Here is an 18678-nt window from a genome sequence, read left to right as displayed (position 1 = left end):
TTGAACCAAAAAGAAATTGTGTGCTATTATAAAATAAGAATATATCTTGACGTTTAGAATCAGCGAGCTATCTGATTCGCGTCTCCCTATGTATAGATTGTATGGTGTTTTGATGGTGGTGTTACTGGCTTCCTGTAATACCGATCGTCCTGCTGATTTCTCCTCGACCAATGCGTTTTACTTTTGGCAAACGGATATGGCTAACTTCGAGTGGAATGATTCAACCTTTCATGCGTTTCAGATAAATAAACTCTATATCCGTTTTTTTGATATAGATTGGAGTGAGTCGGCCAACGCTGCAGTACCGGTGTCTCCTCTCAATGGATTATACTACTATCCGCGAAATATACCGGGAGCTGTGCCGGTAGTTTTTATTACGAACGAAACATTCAAACATCTTACGAAGGAACAGTCAGTCGAGCTTGCCCGACAGACAAAGCGCAAGCTTATGAGGCGATTGCAGGATTTCCTCACGTATGCAGACTTTCAAAATGATGACGATTGGTGGGAACATAATCCCTATACGATCAAATCCAACCTGGACGAGTTAAAGAAACATGACTCAATCTTCTATGCCAACCTGCAGAAGATAAAAGAGATTCAGTTTGATTGCGACTGGACCGGGAGCACGCGCGAAAATTACTTTGCCTTTCTCGAAGAAATGAAAAAGCTCTTTCCGGATCAGGCAATCACATCCACCATACGGCTATACCAGTATAAATATCCGAAAGAAGCCGGAGTGCCACCGGTAAAGCGCGGCATGCTCATGTGCTACAATGCCGGAGATGTGAAAGATGTAAAAACGGTAAACTCTATATTTGATAAAGAGGAGATCATGAAATATCTCGATGCGAGTCCTTATCCATTACCGCTGGACTATGCGCTTCCTACTTTTGAGTGGGCACTGCTATATAGAGAGGGAAAGCTTACGAATATACTTTCCGCTACAGACCTCCGGGAGAATTATGCATCGAATATAGGTGCTCCGGACGGAGATCGTACAACGGTAAAGATACTGGCAGATTTTGTCTATGGCTATACCCATAACAGTATCTATATCCGCAAGGGCGATGAGATACGGTTTGAGCAAGCCGACCTGGAAGAAGTACAGGAACTGGCTTCCTGGCTGGCAGTACATAAAAATAATCCTGATGCAATTCTGAGCCTCTATCATTTAAACACGTATGATTTTCAACACCATTCGAAAGAGATCAAAGCTATATTCGATTCTTTTTAGCCTGCTCTTCCTGATCCCGACAGGAAGCCGTGTGAATGCCTGTGGTTTTGTACCCGGGCATGAAGAGATGCGCTATATGCTTTTTAATCCGGATATACTTCAGGATAAGGCCTGGTGGAGTTTCTTCTATACCAGTGAATATAATTACCTCGATGGAAGAGTGAGCTCCGATGAAGATGAGGTTATACTGGCTGGAGAGTGGATGCAGCAAATGAAAGTATCAGTCGATACAGCTGTGGTGGTAGACTGTCTCTTCGGGAGCCTGACGGACTCTGCGATGCAGCATAACGCTTTCTACCAGGAAATACAGCGAAGACCTGCATTTAAAAAATATTTTGATATAGCTATACGGAGTGAGGCGCATTCGTACTATGGATATATATGGGATGAGCAGCGCATAGATGAAAAGAAAGCCGCGGAGTTCGATGCGCTGGTTCGTGAGGTAACGGATATACTAAAAGAAGAGAAGGATTCTTTCTTTCAGAAGAAGTATGCATTTCAATTGCTGAGGCTTTTATTTTATTCTACCAGTAGCAAAGCCTTTAACCAGGTATACAACACATACTTCAAACCGGTAAAAAATCGAACTGTTCTCGACTGGTGGGCAATGCACTATAAATCGATAAAGCTGGAGCAGGAAGAGAAAACGGATTCCGCCAACTACCTGCATGCGCTGGTGTTCTCGCACTCGACCAATAAAATGTATGTGTCCAAAGATTTCTTTTCCAGAAAGAATTTTGATGCTGTATTGTCGATGGCACAGAACGATGGCGAACGTGCCGATCTATACCTGTTACGCGAGGTAATAAATCCCGGGCAATCGCTGGAAGGTATCAGTCAGGTATATACCTTGGCACCGGATCACAAACATTTACCATTATTGATCAGTCGCGAGATTAATAAGCTTGAAGACTGGCTGGGCTCTACCAAATTTGCCAATAGTCCTATCGCTACTGATTGGTATTATTTCTGGAACAATGAGGAGAAACCTCTCCTGGAAAACTGGCAATCTGATTTTGAATACCTGAAAAAAATTACAAAGGCAGTGAAGCAGATGCATTCACTGGAGCAACGGAGTTCCATATATTATAATTTTTCGATGGCCTACCTATACCTGATGCAGGGCGATGCTGCCAATGCTGCTGTATATATCAAAGCAGCCCAACCTGAAAGCCCTGAAGAAATATACCAGCACACGGTATTCAAAATAATTCTGGCAACACAGACGAAAGATATAACCAAATCGTCCGTGCAGGAAGATATAGGTATATGGCTGAAGCAATTGGTAGATCAGCGTGCACAAAAGTTTGAATCGCAGAAAACGCTTTATTCGATCAGTTCCTATCTGCGATATACTTTTGCGAAGAAGGGGATGATACACCTGGCTGGCCTCTTCGATAATTTTGCGGTGAATGAGTTCTGCTATTATTGTCATCCGTATAGTTTTGAATACTCTATGGTAAGTTATCTCGATCAATATGCTACACCGGCCGATGTAGAGAAGCTTATTCATCTATATGATCGTGCCGATAAAAATGCGTTGGAGGAAATATTGTTAAAGCCCTATAGTCATAAGTACTATCTGCTCGACCTGTTATCCGCCAAGTATCTTCGCAAGGGTGATCTGAACAATGCCCGCAGAGCCTTGAAAGATATACCCGATGATTTCTGGTTTACATTTGGCAATGCTACCTATAATATCGATCGCGACCCGTTCACTGAAAATGAGAATCTCTTTGAAACAGAAGAGACGATGCGTTCTTATAACAAGCGTGAAATTGTAGAGAGAATGTATACACTGGAAGAAGAGGCAAAACGCGATCCGTCCAAACGAAGGGAAAACTATCTTCAACTGGCAAACGCCTGGTATAATTTTACTGATAACTGCTGGTTCATGGTAAGTTATGGCCGTGGTTCTGCTACGATGGTAAAAGATGTATATAGCGTGGCGCATGCCAGGGCGCTGGAGTATTATAAAAAAGCATTGCCATACGAAAAGACTGACGAGAACCGGGCCAGGATACTCTACATGATTATTGTGACGAGTGAACCTAAAGATGTGCGGATGTATGCCTTGCAATATGAAAAGTGCAATAAAACAGATTTCTATGCACGCAGAAATTGCTTAACATTGAGAGATCTTGCCACCGGTAATTTATAGTAAGCATGCAATCTGTATCCTCTCGTTCTAAAACAGTTTTAATACTCGGTGCCAACTCGGACGTTGCCAAAGAAGCGATGGCACAGTATATATCCGAAGGCTATCATGTTATCGCGGCATCACGCAGCGTAGAGCAACTGAAAGAATTTATAGTCACCCGAAAGCTACCGATAAGTCAGGTAGATGTAGGATATTTTGATGCCACGGCATTTGAAACACATGCAGATTTTTATCGCACGCTCCCGGTAAAACCACATATAGTAGTATATGCGGCCGGTTTTCTGAAGAATAATGAAGAAGCATTGGTTAACTGGGAGGGAGCATTTCAGATGATGAAAGTACATTATTGCGGAGCAGTGTCAATTCTGAATATCGTTGCGATGGATAAAGAAAATCACCATCTCGAACGCATCGTAGGGCTCTCGTCCCTGTCGGGTGTGCGCGGAAGAAAAAGTAATTTTATTTATGGCAGTACCAAGTCGGCATTTACACAGTACTTGGCAGGCATGCGGCAATATCTCTTTGCGCGTGGTGTTGCCGTTAACGTGATTGTTGCCGGCTATATACGCAGTAAAATGACGGCCGGACTTGATCTGCCGGAGTCACTCATGTTGGAACCTGAATTTATTGCGAAGTCTGTTGTAAAGCCCGGAAGTTCATTCGTCATCGTGCCGGGATTCAAATGGAAGATCATCTATCACATCCTTCGCCTGTTACCGGAAAAACTGGTGGCGAAACTTCCATAGGTCTTTTTATTTCTTCCCTATAACAATTATTACACGCTTACAGGATTGCCCGTAAAACGCTGAAATCATTCAAAGGCTATTCAGTTACTTTATATTCGTAATTAATATAAAGAAATATGAAACTGTTAGCTGTCATTACTGTTGTACTTATACTCTATTGTATAAATATATCTTGTGTCTCAGCACAGGATTATAAACCCGGTTTACCCGGCATGGGCCCGTCTAAGTGGATCACACTAAAACATACTCAGGCACCTGACAGAATGTTTCGCACGCCTCATACCAAAGCCAGAAGTTATACCCAGGAAGATGTATATATGAAGGTGTGGCTGCCGGTATATATGGGCCCGCGCGTTCGTGTTATAGCAGGGCCGCAGTATAGAACCGAGCAACTCGCTTATCATGGCAACGGCGAAAACCCGTTGAAAGCATTTTCGAACTGGAATCTGCGTTCATTGGGCCTTGATCTTAAATCAGTCGTTGCACTGGATACAACTTCGTGGCTTGTTGCGAATTTACATGCTAATCAATGCAGCAATCTTAATGCAATTGGCGATAGCCGCGTGCCTGCAAACTTTACCCTGTGCGCACTATATTTAAAAAGAAAGTCATCGCGCAAAGAAGTGGGAGCGGGCTTTGTTGCCAACCGCCTGTTCAATTCCTATACCTTTATGCCGGTTTTAATGATGAACTATAATTTCTCTTCCCGCAGTGGAATCGAGATGTCGCTGCCCCAAAAGATCGCGTGGAGAAATAACCTTACACCTTCGGATATTATCTATATAAAAGCAGAAGCGATGTCGCGGAGTTACTACATCCGTTATGATGATAAAGAGTCGAGCCCTTTCAGACGCACCGAGATCGACTTCGGTGTTACCTATAACAAGCAATTCAATAAGCTGATGGGAGCGGAGATTTTCGGAGGCTATCGCCAGAATCTTTCCTGCCAGATGCCTTCCGATATATATGCCGTGAAGAACTCGGGAGCCGTATTTACGCTGGAGCTTTACGTGAAGCCGCCCCGTATATAATTACATTTTCACATCTTTCGTCTATACATTCAGCCGGTATATCGCTGATCTCCACATCGCGTATACTATCGCGCTTCACAATTTCGTAATATAGCAAGACAATTGAGAAATTGATTTTTTAAGATCTCAGTCTTCGAACCATTTTTTGATATTCCGGTGGTTCGGGCAAAAGTAAATAAACCATCAAACGGATAGAGGGTCACCTTGTAGAGGGGTGTTTTAGGGTGATGGTTTTTGCCCTTGTGAGCGTAAGCACGCAAGGGCTTTTTTATTTTATACCGCTATATATATACCAGGTTATACTTGGCCGATCACCGGATCAGTATATCCGGTCTTCCCTGTTTCTACACGACCGGCAAATCGCTTGGCGAATGTTGCGCTGTCTTTCACCGTTATACCGAAGTCGTACCAGCTATGGCTGCCTGCCAGGTCGAGTATAATTGATATACTGTTTTTCGGAGCGATCGTTTTACTTTGAGGTTTGCCGTTGTAAGACAAGTCGCGGACTTCTATAGTATAGGACTTCGAACCGGTATTCGCTATTTTCAATACTATATTTCCGGTAAGCGCTTTCCCTTTCTTTTCGTAGCCGCAGAATACATCCAGCATCGGATCGTTACTGTCGCCAATAAATTCGCGGAAGAATCCGTTCGGGCCATACACCGATAAATGATATTGCCCATTGGTAAACTCATCCAGCGACCATGCATCCGCCAGGTGGTCGCCAGCTTTTACTGCGTAAGCACGTGGATTTTTTTCGTTGTTGCTATATATAGTAAAAGGTGAACCTGCTGCCTGATTGCCGAATACTTCATTCCTTGCTTCAAGCTGTACCTGGAATGAACGCTTATCGGCACTTAACTGCCCGTGACTATAAAGTTCATACGGCAACGCATTCGAAGCGCGTATACCTTTTTCCTGCTGCGGCATAAACGCAGAAGACTGTGGCTTGCGATTGAGTGCTGCTATATCTTCCTTCGAAAGTGATTTATACCCGGAGGGTACATTTTTGAATTTCGCTTTATGTATACCTTCAATCACTTCGTCTTTTTCCAGGAAGGAAGGCAGCGCAATGGTTTCTCCATGGTATGGTTTGAAGACAGACGTGAGATCACCACACACGGTTCTTCGCCATTCGCTGATATTCGATTCGGTAATCTTTTTACCCGTCTTGTTACTGAGAAATTTTTCGAGGAACTGCAGTATAGAGGTATGATCGAATACCTGCGAGTTTACCACACCACCACGACTCCACGGGGATGCAATTACGAGCGGTACGCGATATCCTAAACCGATAGGACTTTCGCGTGCTTCTTTCGCGGGTTTGCGCTGAAGGTCCTGCTGCAGCATAACATACTCAACATCGGTATCTATACCTTTTGATACAAGGCCACTGTTGGCTTGTGCCGGATGTGGCGGTATAAATGGCGGAACGTGATCGTAGTAACCATCGTTCTCATCGTAGCAAAGTATAAATATAGTCTTCTTCCACACCTCGGGGTTGCTGGTAAGTATATCCATTGCTTCCGATACATACCATGCGCCATACCACGGAGCACCCGGGTGATCGGAGAAATTCTCAGGTGCCACCAACCAGGATACGGTTGGTAACTTTCCATTCTTTACATCAGCACGAAACTGATGGAGTATATCTCCCTTCGGTATCTTTACTTCACGCGTTTCGCCACCTTCCTGGTACGTGAGTGATGTGAGTGTATGATAGTCGGGATCATTTATATTCGTGGTGAATGCTTTCTCGTGCAGGTTCTTCTCGCGCTGCGATAGCTTGCTGTAATTTTCCGGAGTCCACACTTTCTGCTCTTCGATAGTCATCTGCAGCCAGCCCTTCCGTTGTGTCAGGTCTCTTTGTGTTTTTGCCAGCTCTTCGCTGCCGGCAGGAAGTGACTTGATCTTCTCTTCGAGTTCTTTGATAGACTGTGTGAGCAAATTAATTTTTGTCGGCATAAATTTCATATAGGCCGGCAGGAATCTCACATTGTATTGTGTGAACCACTCAATAGGATTGTCGGTAAAGTTCGCGAGCCATGCATCTTCCTCGCCATTAAATCCTACACCTACACTGATCTCGTTCTGGTATATTTTCCAGGATATACCGTTGTCTTCCAGTCGCTCCGGAAAAGTTTTCCATTGGGCAGGCACATCATAATCCAGTTCGGAGTTACGAACCCTTGCCTGTGCTTTACTGGTTTGCTCATCGCGTATGGTGCCCGTCCACAGATATAGTCTGTTCGGAGTAGTGCCCGTCAGTGATGAACAGAAATTCTGATCGCACACGGTAAAAGCATCTGCCAATGAATAATAGAATGGTATATCTTCACGATTATAGTAACCGAGCGTAAGCGGCATGTTAGCATACTCCGGGTGTCCTGATTTTTTTGCCAGCAACCATTGATCATACTTGCCACCGTTGCGCGCATCTACCTGGTCCGTCCAGCTATGCGGCAGCGAACCCATCCATGTTGCCTTGGTATCTTTAATGTTTAACCGGAAGGGTGCGAACGTTTCACCGGCAGCATTGGTCTGCAACCACACTTTATTTTTATTGGGAAGCTGAATAGCACGCGGATCGTTAAAACCACGCACACCTTGCAGTGTACCATAGCAATGATCGAACGAGCGGTTCTCCTGCATCAGGACAACAATGTGCTCGGCATCCATAAATGTACTTCCCACTTCGGGGTTGATGGCCATGGCACGTTGTATAGAAGAAGGAAGTATACCGGAGAGGCCAGCTGCTCCCGACAACATGGCGGCCTTTTTCAAAAATTCTCTGCGTGAATCCATAAATATTTTACTAAAAGTATATCAATCTCCCGTGACACATACCACCGCTCAAAGGATTTAAAAATTTGGTAACATGATTGGAAGATTAGGAAGATTAATAAAATTGGAAAATTGTAAGATTAAGAAGATTGAAAGGCAGAAGGTATTGGTATTTTAATTTTACAATTTTTCAATCTTCCAATTTTACAATCTCATTTATTTTTCAATTTTCTAATCTTGTTAATCTTACAATTTTATTAATCCGTCAATTTTCAAATTTCATTTAATTCTCATGTAATCAATAGCTTATCATTTTCTGCTGAGGGCTTTGGCGAAAAGATGTATTCAACGTTAACAGTTCATTATATTTGCAGATTCGCTGCTGAGGAATGGCAGTCAAAACACGAGACGAAACAAGTCCCGCCCGGTCCAGTAACAAAAAGCCCAGAATTTAGGAAGTGAAGAATCCGTTAAGCATTAAAGACCTCATCAATCTCCTCTACCAGAACAGAGAGGTGATTGAAATGCTTTTCGGGAACAAAGACTCCATCAACAAATCGGAGATACTTGCCCGTGAAGATATGACGGACGAGAAGCTCGAGCGACTGGTGATGTATGAGATCATTCACGAGAATAACAACATCATTGGTCTCGATGACCGGGTAGTAACTTTCATTGAAGAATTTCTCGAGATCGGTGAAGTCACCACGAGCTTCATCAACGATAATATTCAGGCGTTGGATGAAGGACTGAAGTATTATCGCATCGACAACAATCCGAAATTTTTACGCAACATCAAGCGTTCGCTGAAGAAGATCAACTCGACAACTTCGCGCGAGGTGATGAAGCTTCACAAGAACATTGATGAAACGTACAAGAACCAGGACAACTATATCATCAAGCTGCAGGAACTGGATAAGTATAAACGCAAGCGCGATGATATCATTAACCTGATCAAAGAGTCGGAACAGATTATCTCGGATGCACAGGGATTTTTCAATACCATTGTGGATGCTGAATTAAGTTCTATCGTACTTGACCTGCGATATACTTTAGTGCGCAATCGCGATTACCTCAATGAGATCCAGGCGCAGATCATTGACTTCATCAACAAGATACAGCATCAGGCTGCGATCTATAAAAAGATACAGCGACTGAAGGAACTGAAGGATTACGAAGAGCTGAAGTATAAAACAAACTTTGTGGAAGTAGTAGCCAACACCAAAGCGCTGTTCTTTCATAAACGTATACCACTGAAAGGAAGATTGTCGCTCGACTTCCTGCATTCGGATCACGGCTATATGCTCACGCAGAAAGTGGCTGCTAAACTGCACTTGTTGCGTAACAACAACCGGAAACCTGCCGGAAAAATGGCAGCCGGTTTTGATGATAAGAACCTGGAAGAATCTTCAAGTCTGAACATTGCCGGACTGGTAGAAAAATTCATGCATACAGAGGAAGACCTCTTTCAGTTTGTAATGCAGTATAAATTTCCTGACAAGGTAGGAGAGCTTTCATTGGAGAAACGTATCTCGTTGTTTGTAGGTATATCGATCGACTATGACGATAAGCTGCAGATCACCGGCAGCTTTGGCAGGATGAACTTCATCAATGAAAAGAACCTGAAACAACGGGTGGGCTATGCTCTGATCAAACCGAAGAAGCAGAAAGCTGAAAGCGAAAAGCTTAAAGTGGAAGGCGAAATACCGAATGCTGGAAGTGAAAAATTGGAGGAGATTGTGTTGGCAAAGGAGCCGAGCGTTGAGATAGAGAATAATGAAGTCGATATACCGAAGAATGGCAAGAAGCGGAAGTCTGAGAGTGTAAAGCCAAAAGCGGAAGGTGAATTGCCTGAAGTGGAAAGTGAAAAGCTGGAGGAGATTGTATTGATAGAAGAACCAATTGTTGAAAGGGAGAGTAGCGAAGTTGATATACCGAAGAAAGTTAAGAGGCAACGTAGCAAAAAAGTTATTGCCGATGAAGTTGCTGTTATAGATGTACAGGTAACAGAAGAAACTGCCGAAGAGAAGGCAGAAGTAAAAAGTAAAACAAAAAAAACACGCAGCTCAAAGCTCAAGGCTCAAGGCTGATATATATGTTACAGGCTTTAGGCTTTTTGCTTTCAGCTTTATGCTTACAAAACCATGAACATTCCCAAGCAGACACCGGAAATATTCAGTATACTCAGTAAAGGAAACTTTATCAGTTCCAATGGGAGCAAGGGTAAGTTGTTTGATGTAATTAACTATGAAGACAACTTTATCATACTGAAAGAATTCTTTGGTCACACCGGGTATTACCTGGAGCGTGGTCATAATTACTTTTACTTTAGCCAGCAGGAAGAGACGAACACGCTGATGGAAAAGAAGCTCGAGCAGTTTGCATACTACATCGATGTGATGGATTTCTTTTCGTCTATGGATACGAAGCCCGCTGTGGGTACGCGTTATCGTGTTACACAGATAGCAGAAGAGTGCTATGCCAACGAACGACTAAAACAAAAGCTGTTTGCCTTGTCGCGAAAAGAAAAGATGACAGACAAGGTAACGGAGATTGCCGGTGACTTAACCACCGGAGGTTTTTTTGAACAGGAAGATGAAGATACCTATAAAGTAATGGATGCCATTCATTACCTCGAAGAGGTTATTTCACTGATTACAATTGAAGATGATGGAGAACAGACGAATCCTTAACCGGATCATATTTATTAATATAGCCAACACCGACTATGCCAGTATAGAGATAGCCGGTAACACGTGTTTTGTAGGAACCAACAACATGGGTAAGACTACTTTGCAGCGTGCTATATTATTTTTCTATAGTGCCAACACGCGTGGTCTGGGTATATCCAGTTCGCAGAAGTCGTTTGAAGATTATTACTTTCAATATCCCAACTCCTATATCATTTATGAAATAGCTACCGAAGAGGGACTGTTTCACGTGATGGTATACAGGAACAGCAAGCTCTTCTATCGTTTTGTGGAGAGTGAATTTATACAGGATCACTATATCGATGACAGTGTTGCGTTGCTGCCGAAACAAGTGCTTGTAAAGTTTAACGAGAAGCGTGTTAATTATAGCGATCAGATCGAAACGTTTGAGCGATATCGTAACATCATTTACGGTGCAGATCCGGATAAGAAGTATAAGAAGTTTGCCCTGATGAAAGGTAACAGCAACTATCATAATATACCGCTGGCCATTACTTCCATCTTCCTCAGTTCGGAGGCAACGATCAAGGCAGAGTTTGTGAAAGAATGTATAGCCAATTCCATCACAACGAAGCACACCAATATAGAGCTGAAAACAGTAGAGCGTCAGTTGCGTCAGTTTACGGAGCGCTATCAGGATATAGAGACCTTCTTCCGCAAAGAAAATTCGCAACGTGGCGATCTGATCAAAGATAACTTTTCGCAGATCCGCAATCTCAAGAACAAGCAGCGTTCACTCGCCGGTGAGTTGGGTGGTGCGTTGAAGTATGCTGCCGAACAGAAAGAATTACTCGCACAACAGGTAACCGAGAAGCGCGAGGCGATGGATGCCATTGAGAAAGAGTTTCGCGAAAAAGAATTGGCACAGCAGGAGAAGAACAAAGAGATCAACCAGGATATAGGTGCATTGAAGTCGCGTATACGCGAAGCAGAGAAGAAGCAGAAAGAGTACGAAGCACAAGGTATAGCAGAATTACTGACGAAAGCAGAAGAACGTCCGCAGTTGATGTTGCAATTGCAGGCGCGTGAAAATGAATATGCTACGCTGACAGCCGGCTTCAGTGATGTAGAGCAACAATTCAAGACATTGTTCGATGCGTTGGAGAATGAACGCAGGGAATTTGAAAACGTGCTGAGCTCACAGGGACTTCAGCTCGACAAAAAATACCAGGAGGACAAGAACAACCTGCGCGATGGTTATCGCAAGGAAGAAGCAGAACGCAAAGAGCAATATGCTTCCGAGAGCGATCGCTATAAACAACAGCTCAACCAGAAGGAGCTGGAAAAAAAGGATGCCGACTTCCGCGAGAAAGATATACGCAGAAAGAAATATTTTGAGAAGGAGATTGCCTTGCTGAAAGGACACCTGGAAGATATAGGGCGCCATCGAGTAGAGCGTAACTCCGCTCATACGGTAAAGATGAATATGGTCGAGTCGTTAAAGAAAGAAGCCGACCACATTCGCGAGCGTAACAAACTTACTTCCGAGCAATATATAGCGAAGAATAAAGAGGAAGTAGCGTCCCTGGAAGAAAAGATCAAGGTAATAGAGGAGAAGTTGTCCGTTCACCAAAGTGCATTCTTCGGCTTCCTGCAGGAACATTACCCGGATTGGCACGGCACGATTGGGAAAGTATGTAACGAAGATATACTCTTCAACCAGGAGTTGAGTCCGAAGGCACTGAAAGCCGGGCTTGATTCATTGTATGGTATACAATTGGATCTGTCGAACGTAAAGGTATATTCTAAAACACTCGATGAGTACGAGCAGGAGAAAAGTATACATCGCGACAAGATCGCGGAGTTGAACCAGGCGTTCCTCGACTTCCGTGAAGCGCAGGCACACGAGGAGCAGGGAAAACTGGCATCGATCGGTAAGAAAACTGCGCAATTGAAAAATGAGATTGCCCAGATTGAATACGAGATCTCGCAAGACGATCATAAAGAAAAACAATATACACTTGATTTAGGCGAATGGACCAGTAAAGGCGAAGCCCAACGCGAAAAAGATTTGCTGGAAGTATATGCCGAGCAGGAGGCTATCAAAAAGGAAATAGCATCACTCCGCCAAACGCTTGGTGAACTGGATACCGTTCTGAATAAAGATATAGCAGCGCTGCAACAGGACTTTAACGCACGACTGGCGAAGGCAACCAAAGCACTCGAAGCAGAAGTAGAGAAACTACGTGAACTGAAAGAAGAAAAGGTCAACGATTATTCCGAGCGGAAGGAAAAGCTGCAGAAGGAAAAATCGAAAGTACTCAAGACAAAAGGTATAGATGACAGCCGCATCAAGAAACTGAAAACAGAGATTGATGCTACAAAAGAAGCTATCCAGTCGTTAGAGAAGCATGCCGAGTTGATCAATGATTATAGAAAAGACAAGCGCGAGCTGTTTGATAAGGTAGAAGAGTTTAAACGCGAACGCGAAAAGTTTGAAGACAAGATCCGGCAATCGGATAAAGAGTTTGTAAGTGAGAAACAAAGTTATGCCAAGAAGAAAACACAACTCGAAGAAGATGGTCGCACATTAAACGAGACACTCAAGAAATATACTGATGGCCTCGACCACTTCGAGCGGCACTTTAAAGAGCGCGCATTGTTCGACAGGCTTCGTCATATCATTGAGCCTGCACCGGCAGAACATTCGGAAGCAGGTATTATCGGTTTGTGTTCTCAATTACTTGCCAATGATACCGAGTATCATAACCAGTTTGAAAAATTCAGAAACAATGTAACTGAATTTACCGGTCGCTTCCGTCCGGATAATCACCTGAACTTCAAGATCAATGCGCAGGCAGGAGAAGGAGAGTATGAACGCTTCGCGGCATATCTGCAGGATTTCTATAACGAAAACAAGATACAAACTTCTATAGCGGAAGTAGCGAAGAGCCACGGTATGTTGATCGATGCGATCGCGAGTAAGATGAAAGCATTGATCGAACACAAAGGCCGCATCCAGAAGATGATCACAAAAATGGAAGCAGACTTTAGCAGAGCTTCCTTCGAGAGTTCGAAGCTGATCGAGTATATAAAACTCAAATCAGAAGACAGCGAGAATAAGGTATTGCGCAAGCTTCAAAAGATAGCGGAGTTCAGAGAGCAAAATCCTTTCCTGTATGGAGAAGCAAATTTGTTTAACCAGGCTAACAAAGCAAAAGCCGAGATCGATAAACGCTCGGTTGAGTTACTCAACGATCTTCAAAAAACAATCAGCGAAGAGAAGTACGAAGAGATCCGCGTACAGGATCTGTTCGAGTTACGCTTCCGGATTAAAGAAGGTAGAAATGATACCGGCTGGATCGAGAAGATTGATAAGGTCGGTTCCACCGGAACAGATATGCTGGTGAAGGCCGTGATCTATATTACACTGCTCAATGTGTTCATTAAAGAATCTACCGAGAAGACAGCACGCAACTTCTATGTACATTGTATCATTGACGAAGTAGGACAGATCTCTGCGTCATACTTAAAAGAGCTGATCAACTTTGCCGAAGAACGTAACATCTGTTTAGTGAATGGTTTGCCTAACGAAAGCAAACTCGAAACACACTATAACTATACCTATAAATTCAGAAAGGACCAGCACGGCTATGTAAAAGTGGTGCCGCTGCTTACGATGAGTATAGAGCCTTGATATGTAATCAGAATCACCATGATCATAACGTTGCCATTTGCCCGCTTGCTTGGGCAGTTGTATTTAGGAGAGGCAATTCCTGAAGGACGTTTTCGTGATGGCAGTCGTGGATTATTGGAACAATTCTACGCGATGGAGTTTTGGAATATCGGCCCGTTGGAATTCAACGAAGATTGATCTTTTGTCCGGTCAAGGAATATATAGATCAATATCTTCACAATAAGTTTGAGATTCCATCACTTGAAAAGTACATCCAACTATTAGAGAGTGAAGACACGACAAGGAGTGAAGCAGTCAAGGCGGCCTCAGATTCTAAAGTAAAACAGGTAAGACTGGTAAAAGGATTCTTGTTGAATTGTTATGATAATATAATCGGGAATCTGCATCATGAGATAATCAATCTTAAACCAACACAGGGTAGTTTTGTATTTGTTAGAGATTATGAGCATTTCACGATCCCCGCGGATGTCACAGTTGTTGTAGTTGAGGGTTATGAAAATTTTCTTGAAATTAATAAACAACGTTATCTCTTCGAGGGTATAAAGCCGCTCTTTATATGGCGATATCAGAATAGTATATCTATAAGTTCCTGGATTAATCAAATACCTAATCCATATATACATTTTGGAGATTTTGATCCGAAAGGTTTGCATATATACGTATCTGAATTTAAAAATAAGGTTGGAGCAGATCGGTGTAAATTCCTTATCCCTGATAATATAGAATCGTTGTTGTCGCGGCATGGAGAAAGGGATTTGTATGAAAAACAAATTGAATCGTTAAGTAACTATCCCTTTGAAGAGCACCTTGAAATAAAGGACCTGATACTTCTGATCAAAAGAATTAAGAAGGGGCTTGCCCAGGAAATACTTATTCCGGAATAGTATTTATCCAGTCACAAATGTTTTAACATTGATGGCATCTAAAATAAATACCGTTAAATAACGGTATCAAGTTCGTCTATCCCTCATTGATTTCACGTCTCCTGCAAAGGATTTTTGCTCTTGCTTACAGCTCTGCTGCAGGTAAAACCGTTAGTCGAACTTTAAAAAAAATCCCCTGTATGAAAAGTGTATGCTACTCAATTTTGCTCGTGGCCTGTCTCGCTATGACGCAGACATCGGCACAAAGTGTTGTGAACCCCGTAGCCGGTCTTGATTTAATGACAGACCGGGATTTTAAAAGTATATTTTATAATGACAAGCTATATACAGCAGAGGCCGGAGCTACTTACCTGAAGGGGTATGATGGTACTACGGTTACCCAATACAATTACCCGGCTGTTGGTGGAGAGGCAACCAGAGTATATACGCAATATCAGTTCAAGGAGCCATTCGTTGCATTCCAGTCGAAGCTCTTTGTTACGTTGTCAAATTCGTCCGGGCAGTTCTTGTATAACTTTAATGGAAGCACTTTTACTTCTGTAGCACTTCCCGGTCAGCCGGTGTCGAACCCGGTAGTATATAACGGTCAACTCTATATACTTACCCGAAGCAGTACCGGGCTGGAGTTACTGGCCTATAATGGTACTACGACATCAGTAGCTGCTACTTATCCACTTACCGATGGATTTAATATGAAACTCTTTTCAGCGGCTTCTTATCTGTATGTATCTTATGTTGATAATGCAACAGACTACTACACGCACGTAATCCGATACGATGGATTGACCAGCCTGATGCTGCCGCCACTCGCCAGCCTGGATGTATATGAGATTGTAGCTACACCGGGCACTGAAAATATACTCTTGTGTATACCGGGCTATTATATGTATCATTTCGATGGCGTCAATCTGGTTACACTGGTCGATGAAGTGGGTGCGTTCTTTAGCGCTATGTTCTCCTGGAATGGTGCGCTATATTTTATGGAAGGATATGAACCTGTATTGCCGGGGAATCTGTTTAAATATGAAAGCGGAGTGCTTTCAACCATCGGATTGCCGGATGGAGCCAATCCTGTATATGGCTCTGTGCCGGTGGTATATAACAATGCTATTTATATACCTGCTGAATTTCCGGATAGCTCCAAGGGAATATATAAGTATAATGGAACTACGGTGACATACTTCACCGGATTATCCGGGCTGGAAGATAAGATCTGGACAGGCATCTGGCTGGGCGTGCGCAATGGCAATCTTCTCATTATACCCGATACGGATGCCGGTGACTATGCGTATGAATATAACAGCACGACCTTCACCTTTACCAATATCACGGCACCTGGCGGTGAAACAATCAAGAATTACCTGGGCAGTGTTGGTTGCTGGCATGCATGGACATTACATTCTGCCAGTGGATATGCTGTTGGCAGGGAAGACGCATTTACCTGTGCCATGGCTGTTATACCAAGTCCGCTCTGGAATTTCAATAACGTAAGTATATATCCCTACGCACCTGATCGTGACTGGTGCTGGACGGGTATAGATATACATTGGGAGATTGATCCGATATGTCCTGTTCCGAAACTGTGCCCGGGACCAAAGTTCCAGGTATCGCTGATCAATAAGGCCGGTATAGTTTCCTGGCAAAAAGAATTTTCGAAACCCTTCGAGGCTTCGTTCGGTCTTCCTGATAAACTTGCCTATACACTGGTTACAAGTGTAAGCAACGATAAAGGATATACCAAGGTAGCAGAACTGGAGAGTTCACTGGTTTCGCAGGGTATTACATCAGTGCAGTTCGATATGAAACCGCGCGAGAAATATTTCCGACTCGAAGTGCAAACCGATAAGCAGGAGAAGATTCCATTTATACTGGCATTGGTAAATGCAAAAGGAAAAGTGATATGGAAAGAATCTTTTACGGCACCGCTAAACAAGGAGATCACTGCGCGTGTGACCGAACCCGGAGTTTTGTTGCGATTGCTCCCGGAAACGTCCATTCGCAAAACCTGTCGCGACTATGGTATATATCGTATCGCCAATTATCCGAATCCGGCAAGAGAAAGGTTAACGGTTGATATACAAAGCGATGAATCGTGGCAAACACCTGCGGAGATCACCCTGATGAATATGAACGGGACAAGTGTATTCTCCCGCAAGGTTGATACTGCCGGACAGCATCACTTTGAATTATCCGGACAAAAAACCGGACTATATATACTAAAGGTATCGGTAGGTGACGTTATTAAAACATCGTTGGTGGAAGTGAAGTAAATGTGATTGTTGCAGGTGATGGAATATCGCATAATGATGTTAGAATTGAACTATAAATTGTCGCAACAATAAGTTGCGCGTATTCATGCTCAAGTTATACCAGCGGGATGTAATGTTGTATAGATCAGTAGAGTTACCGTCCGTATAGCAGAATTATAGTATAGATCATGCTTCAAATGTAATATAGCGATGAGTGTTTCAACGGTTTAAAAGTATAGCTGCTCACGATTGTTGCAGAAATTTCTTTTGCTATATTCGACACCGATTCCCCAAAAAACTGTTGGTTGAATTATAGAAGCTCATCGGGAATCAAAATGAAAGCATGTGGCGTAGTGATTATAGGATGTAACAGAAATGTTGCAATAGGATACCCGTTTGTCATTTTGTAAGTATAGTATATATGATCAGTGAGTCTCTAACCTTTTTGTCTACCGAGATCAATAAATTTCTGAATCAGAAGCTTGGTGTAAATACCGATGCACGCCTGGTACTCGGAAATATTGTGAAAGCCTCGGAGGGAGAGTCACTCGCCAATAAAGTTATACTCTCGCTCATCAACGTAGAGGAAGATAAAGTCGCGAAGATCCGGGAGAACTTTACCAAAACACCAACTTCGGTGATCTATAAAAACCCACCGGTGTTTGTGAATATCTATATACTGATAGCTGCCAACATGACTTTGTATGCGGATAGCCTGAAGATGGTGGCCTATATTATGCAATTCTTTCAATCGCAGAATTACTTTACACCCCTTACACATCCGTCACTCGATAGCAGAATTGAATTGATCAATGTCGATCTCTTCTCACTCAACTTCGAACAGATCAACCATATCTGGAGTACACTCGGTGGAAAATATCTTCCATCGGTAATGTATAAAGTACGGCAACTGGCAGTAGAAGATGAAAATACTCCGGAACTCGAAGGTAAACTAATCGAAACTATTACAACGGAATTGTCAGGCAAATCATGACGGTGCGTTATCAAATATTGTTTTCAATCGAAGTGATGAATACATACTTCAGCCAGTCACAATGGCGTGATATAGTATTTATACCCTTGCCCGAAACGCAGCAGTTGTTAAATACTATGGGCTATCAGTTGCGCAGGGTGCGAAATCAGTTACTGGTAATTGCTCCTGTGAAGAGTGATGAGACCGCATTGAAATTACCGGAGTTGTATACCCGGTTCTCGTTCGCCTTGCAACCGCAGTCACC

Annotated in this window: 13 protein-coding genes; 12 read left to right on the top strand and 1 reads right to left on the bottom strand. The window is 43.1% G+C overall.

Annotated features, from left to right (window positions below):
* Positions 1-88: 88 nt before the first annotated feature.
* The 4 genes from VIN08_RS06330 to VIN08_RS06315 all read left to right on the top strand — a co-directional run bounded on the left by VIN08_RS06330 (position 89) and on the right by VIN08_RS06315 (position 5175).
* Complete coding sequence (locus VIN08_RS06330) at positions 89-1237, top strand: hypothetical protein (protein ID WP_331961896.1); 1149 nt, start codon at positions 89-91, stop codon at positions 1235-1237.
* Positions 1185-3398, top strand: coding sequence for a hypothetical protein (locus VIN08_RS06325; protein WP_331961893.1), 2214 nt, complete (start codon positions 1185-1187; stop codon positions 3396-3398). Before VIN08_RS06330 ends, VIN08_RS06325 begins: the two co-directional genes overlap by 53 nt.
* A 5-nt stretch (positions 3399-3403) precedes the next feature.
* The gene (locus VIN08_RS06320; RefSeq protein ID WP_331961890.1) at positions 3404-4144 is read left to right on the top strand and encodes an SDR family NAD(P)-dependent oxidoreductase; all 741 of its coding nucleotides are present in this window, start codon (positions 3404-3406) and stop codon (positions 4142-4144) included.
* Positions 4145-4260: 116 nt separating this feature from the next.
* Positions 4261-5175, top strand: coding sequence for a DUF6268 family outer membrane beta-barrel protein (locus tag VIN08_RS06315; RefSeq protein WP_331961887.1), 915 nt, complete (start codon positions 4261-4263; stop codon positions 5173-5175).
* Positions 5176-5472: 297 nt separating this feature from the next.
* On the opposite strand, the gene VIN08_RS06310 is transcribed toward VIN08_RS06315, so the two are convergent.
* Entirely contained in the window at positions 5473-7980 is a 2508-nt protein-coding gene (locus VIN08_RS06310; protein ID WP_331961884.1) for a phosphocholine-specific phospholipase C, read from the bottom strand.
* 437 nt (positions 7981-8417) lie between these two features.
* Between VIN08_RS06310 and VIN08_RS06305 the strand changes: the two genes are divergently transcribed.
* The 8 genes from VIN08_RS06305 to VIN08_RS06270 form a co-directional block, all read left to right on the top strand.
* The gene (locus tag VIN08_RS06305) at positions 8418-10049 is read left to right on the top strand and encodes a hypothetical protein (protein ID WP_331961881.1); all 1632 of its coding nucleotides are present in this window, start codon (positions 8418-8420) and stop codon (positions 10047-10049) included.
* A gap of 54 nt (positions 10050-10103) precedes the next feature.
* Positions 10104-10652, top strand: coding sequence for a condensin complex protein MksE (locus tag VIN08_RS06300; RefSeq protein WP_331961878.1), 549 nt, complete (start codon positions 10104-10106; stop codon positions 10650-10652).
* Positions 10627-14307 (top strand): ATP-binding protein, encoded by a 3681-nt coding sequence (locus VIN08_RS06295; protein ID WP_331961875.1) that lies wholly within the window; start codon positions 10627-10629, stop codon positions 14305-14307. Before VIN08_RS06300 ends, VIN08_RS06295 begins: the two co-directional genes overlap by 26 nt.
* Before the next feature lie 18 nt (positions 14308-14325).
* Positions 14326-14484, top strand: coding sequence for a hypothetical protein (locus tag VIN08_RS06290; RefSeq protein WP_331961872.1), 159 nt, complete (start codon positions 14326-14328; stop codon positions 14482-14484).
* The gene (locus VIN08_RS06285; protein WP_331961869.1) at positions 14448-15191 is read left to right on the top strand and encodes a DUF7281 domain-containing protein; all 744 of its coding nucleotides are present in this window, start codon (positions 14448-14450) and stop codon (positions 15189-15191) included. The genes VIN08_RS06290 and VIN08_RS06285 overlap by 37 nt, the downstream gene beginning before the upstream one ends.
* A 179-nt stretch (positions 15192-15370) precedes the next feature.
* Positions 15371-17461, top strand: a complete 2091-nt coding sequence (locus VIN08_RS06280) for a T9SS type A sorting domain-containing protein (protein ID WP_331961866.1) — start codon at positions 15371-15373, stop codon at positions 17459-17461.
* Positions 17462-17861: 400 nt separating this feature from the next.
* On the top strand, positions 17862-18434 hold the full coding sequence (locus tag VIN08_RS06275; RefSeq protein ID WP_331961863.1) for a DUF4255 domain-containing protein: 573 nt from the start codon (positions 17862-17864) through the stop codon (positions 18432-18434).
* The coding region (locus tag VIN08_RS06270) for a hypothetical protein (protein WP_331961860.1) at positions 18431-18678 on the top strand (248 nt) is incomplete at its 3' end. The genes VIN08_RS06275 and VIN08_RS06270, both read left to right, overlap by 4 nt.

This window comes from Ohtaekwangia sp. (genome assembly GCF_036568665.1).
In the GTDB taxonomy this organism is placed as follows: domain Bacteria; phylum Bacteroidota; class Bacteroidia; order Cytophagales; family Cyclobacteriaceae; genus Ohtaekwangia.
The sequence above is the reverse complement of the archived record's forward strand: the minus strand, read 5'-3'. Positions and strand labels throughout refer to the sequence as shown.

Excerpts from the sequence above, each read along its gene's own strand:
- VIN08_RS06330 (WP_331961896.1), top strand. The coding sequence starts at position 89 with ATGTATAGATTGTATGGTGTTTTGATGGTGGTGTTACTGGCTTCCTGT.
- VIN08_RS06325 (WP_331961893.1), top strand. The coding sequence starts at position 1,185 with ATGATTTTCAACACCATTCGAAAGAGATCAAAGCTATATTCGATTCTT.
- VIN08_RS06320 (WP_331961890.1), top strand. The coding sequence starts at position 3,404 with ATGCAATCTGTATCCTCTCGTTCTAAAACAGTTTTAATACTCGGTGCC.
- VIN08_RS06315 (WP_331961887.1), top strand. The coding sequence starts at position 4,261 with ATGAAACTGTTAGCTGTCATTACTGTTGTACTTATACTCTATTGTATA.
- VIN08_RS06310 (WP_331961884.1), bottom strand. The coding sequence starts at position 7,980 with ATGGATTCACGCAGAGAATTTTTGAAAAAGGCCGCCATGTTGTCGGGA.
- VIN08_RS06300 (WP_331961878.1), top strand. The coding sequence starts at position 10,104 with ATGAACATTCCCAAGCAGACACCGGAAATATTCAGTATACTCAGTAAA.
- VIN08_RS06295 (WP_331961875.1), top strand. The coding sequence starts at position 10,627 with ATGATGGAGAACAGACGAATCCTTAACCGGATCATATTTATTAATATA.
- VIN08_RS06290 (WP_331961872.1), top strand. The coding sequence starts at position 14,326 with ATGATCATAACGTTGCCATTTGCCCGCTTGCTTGGGCAGTTGTATTTA.
- VIN08_RS06280 (WP_331961866.1), top strand. The coding sequence starts at position 15,371 with ATGAAAAGTGTATGCTACTCAATTTTGCTCGTGGCCTGTCTCGCTATG.
- VIN08_RS06275 (WP_331961863.1), top strand. The coding sequence starts at position 17,862 with ATGATCAGTGAGTCTCTAACCTTTTTGTCTACCGAGATCAATAAATTT.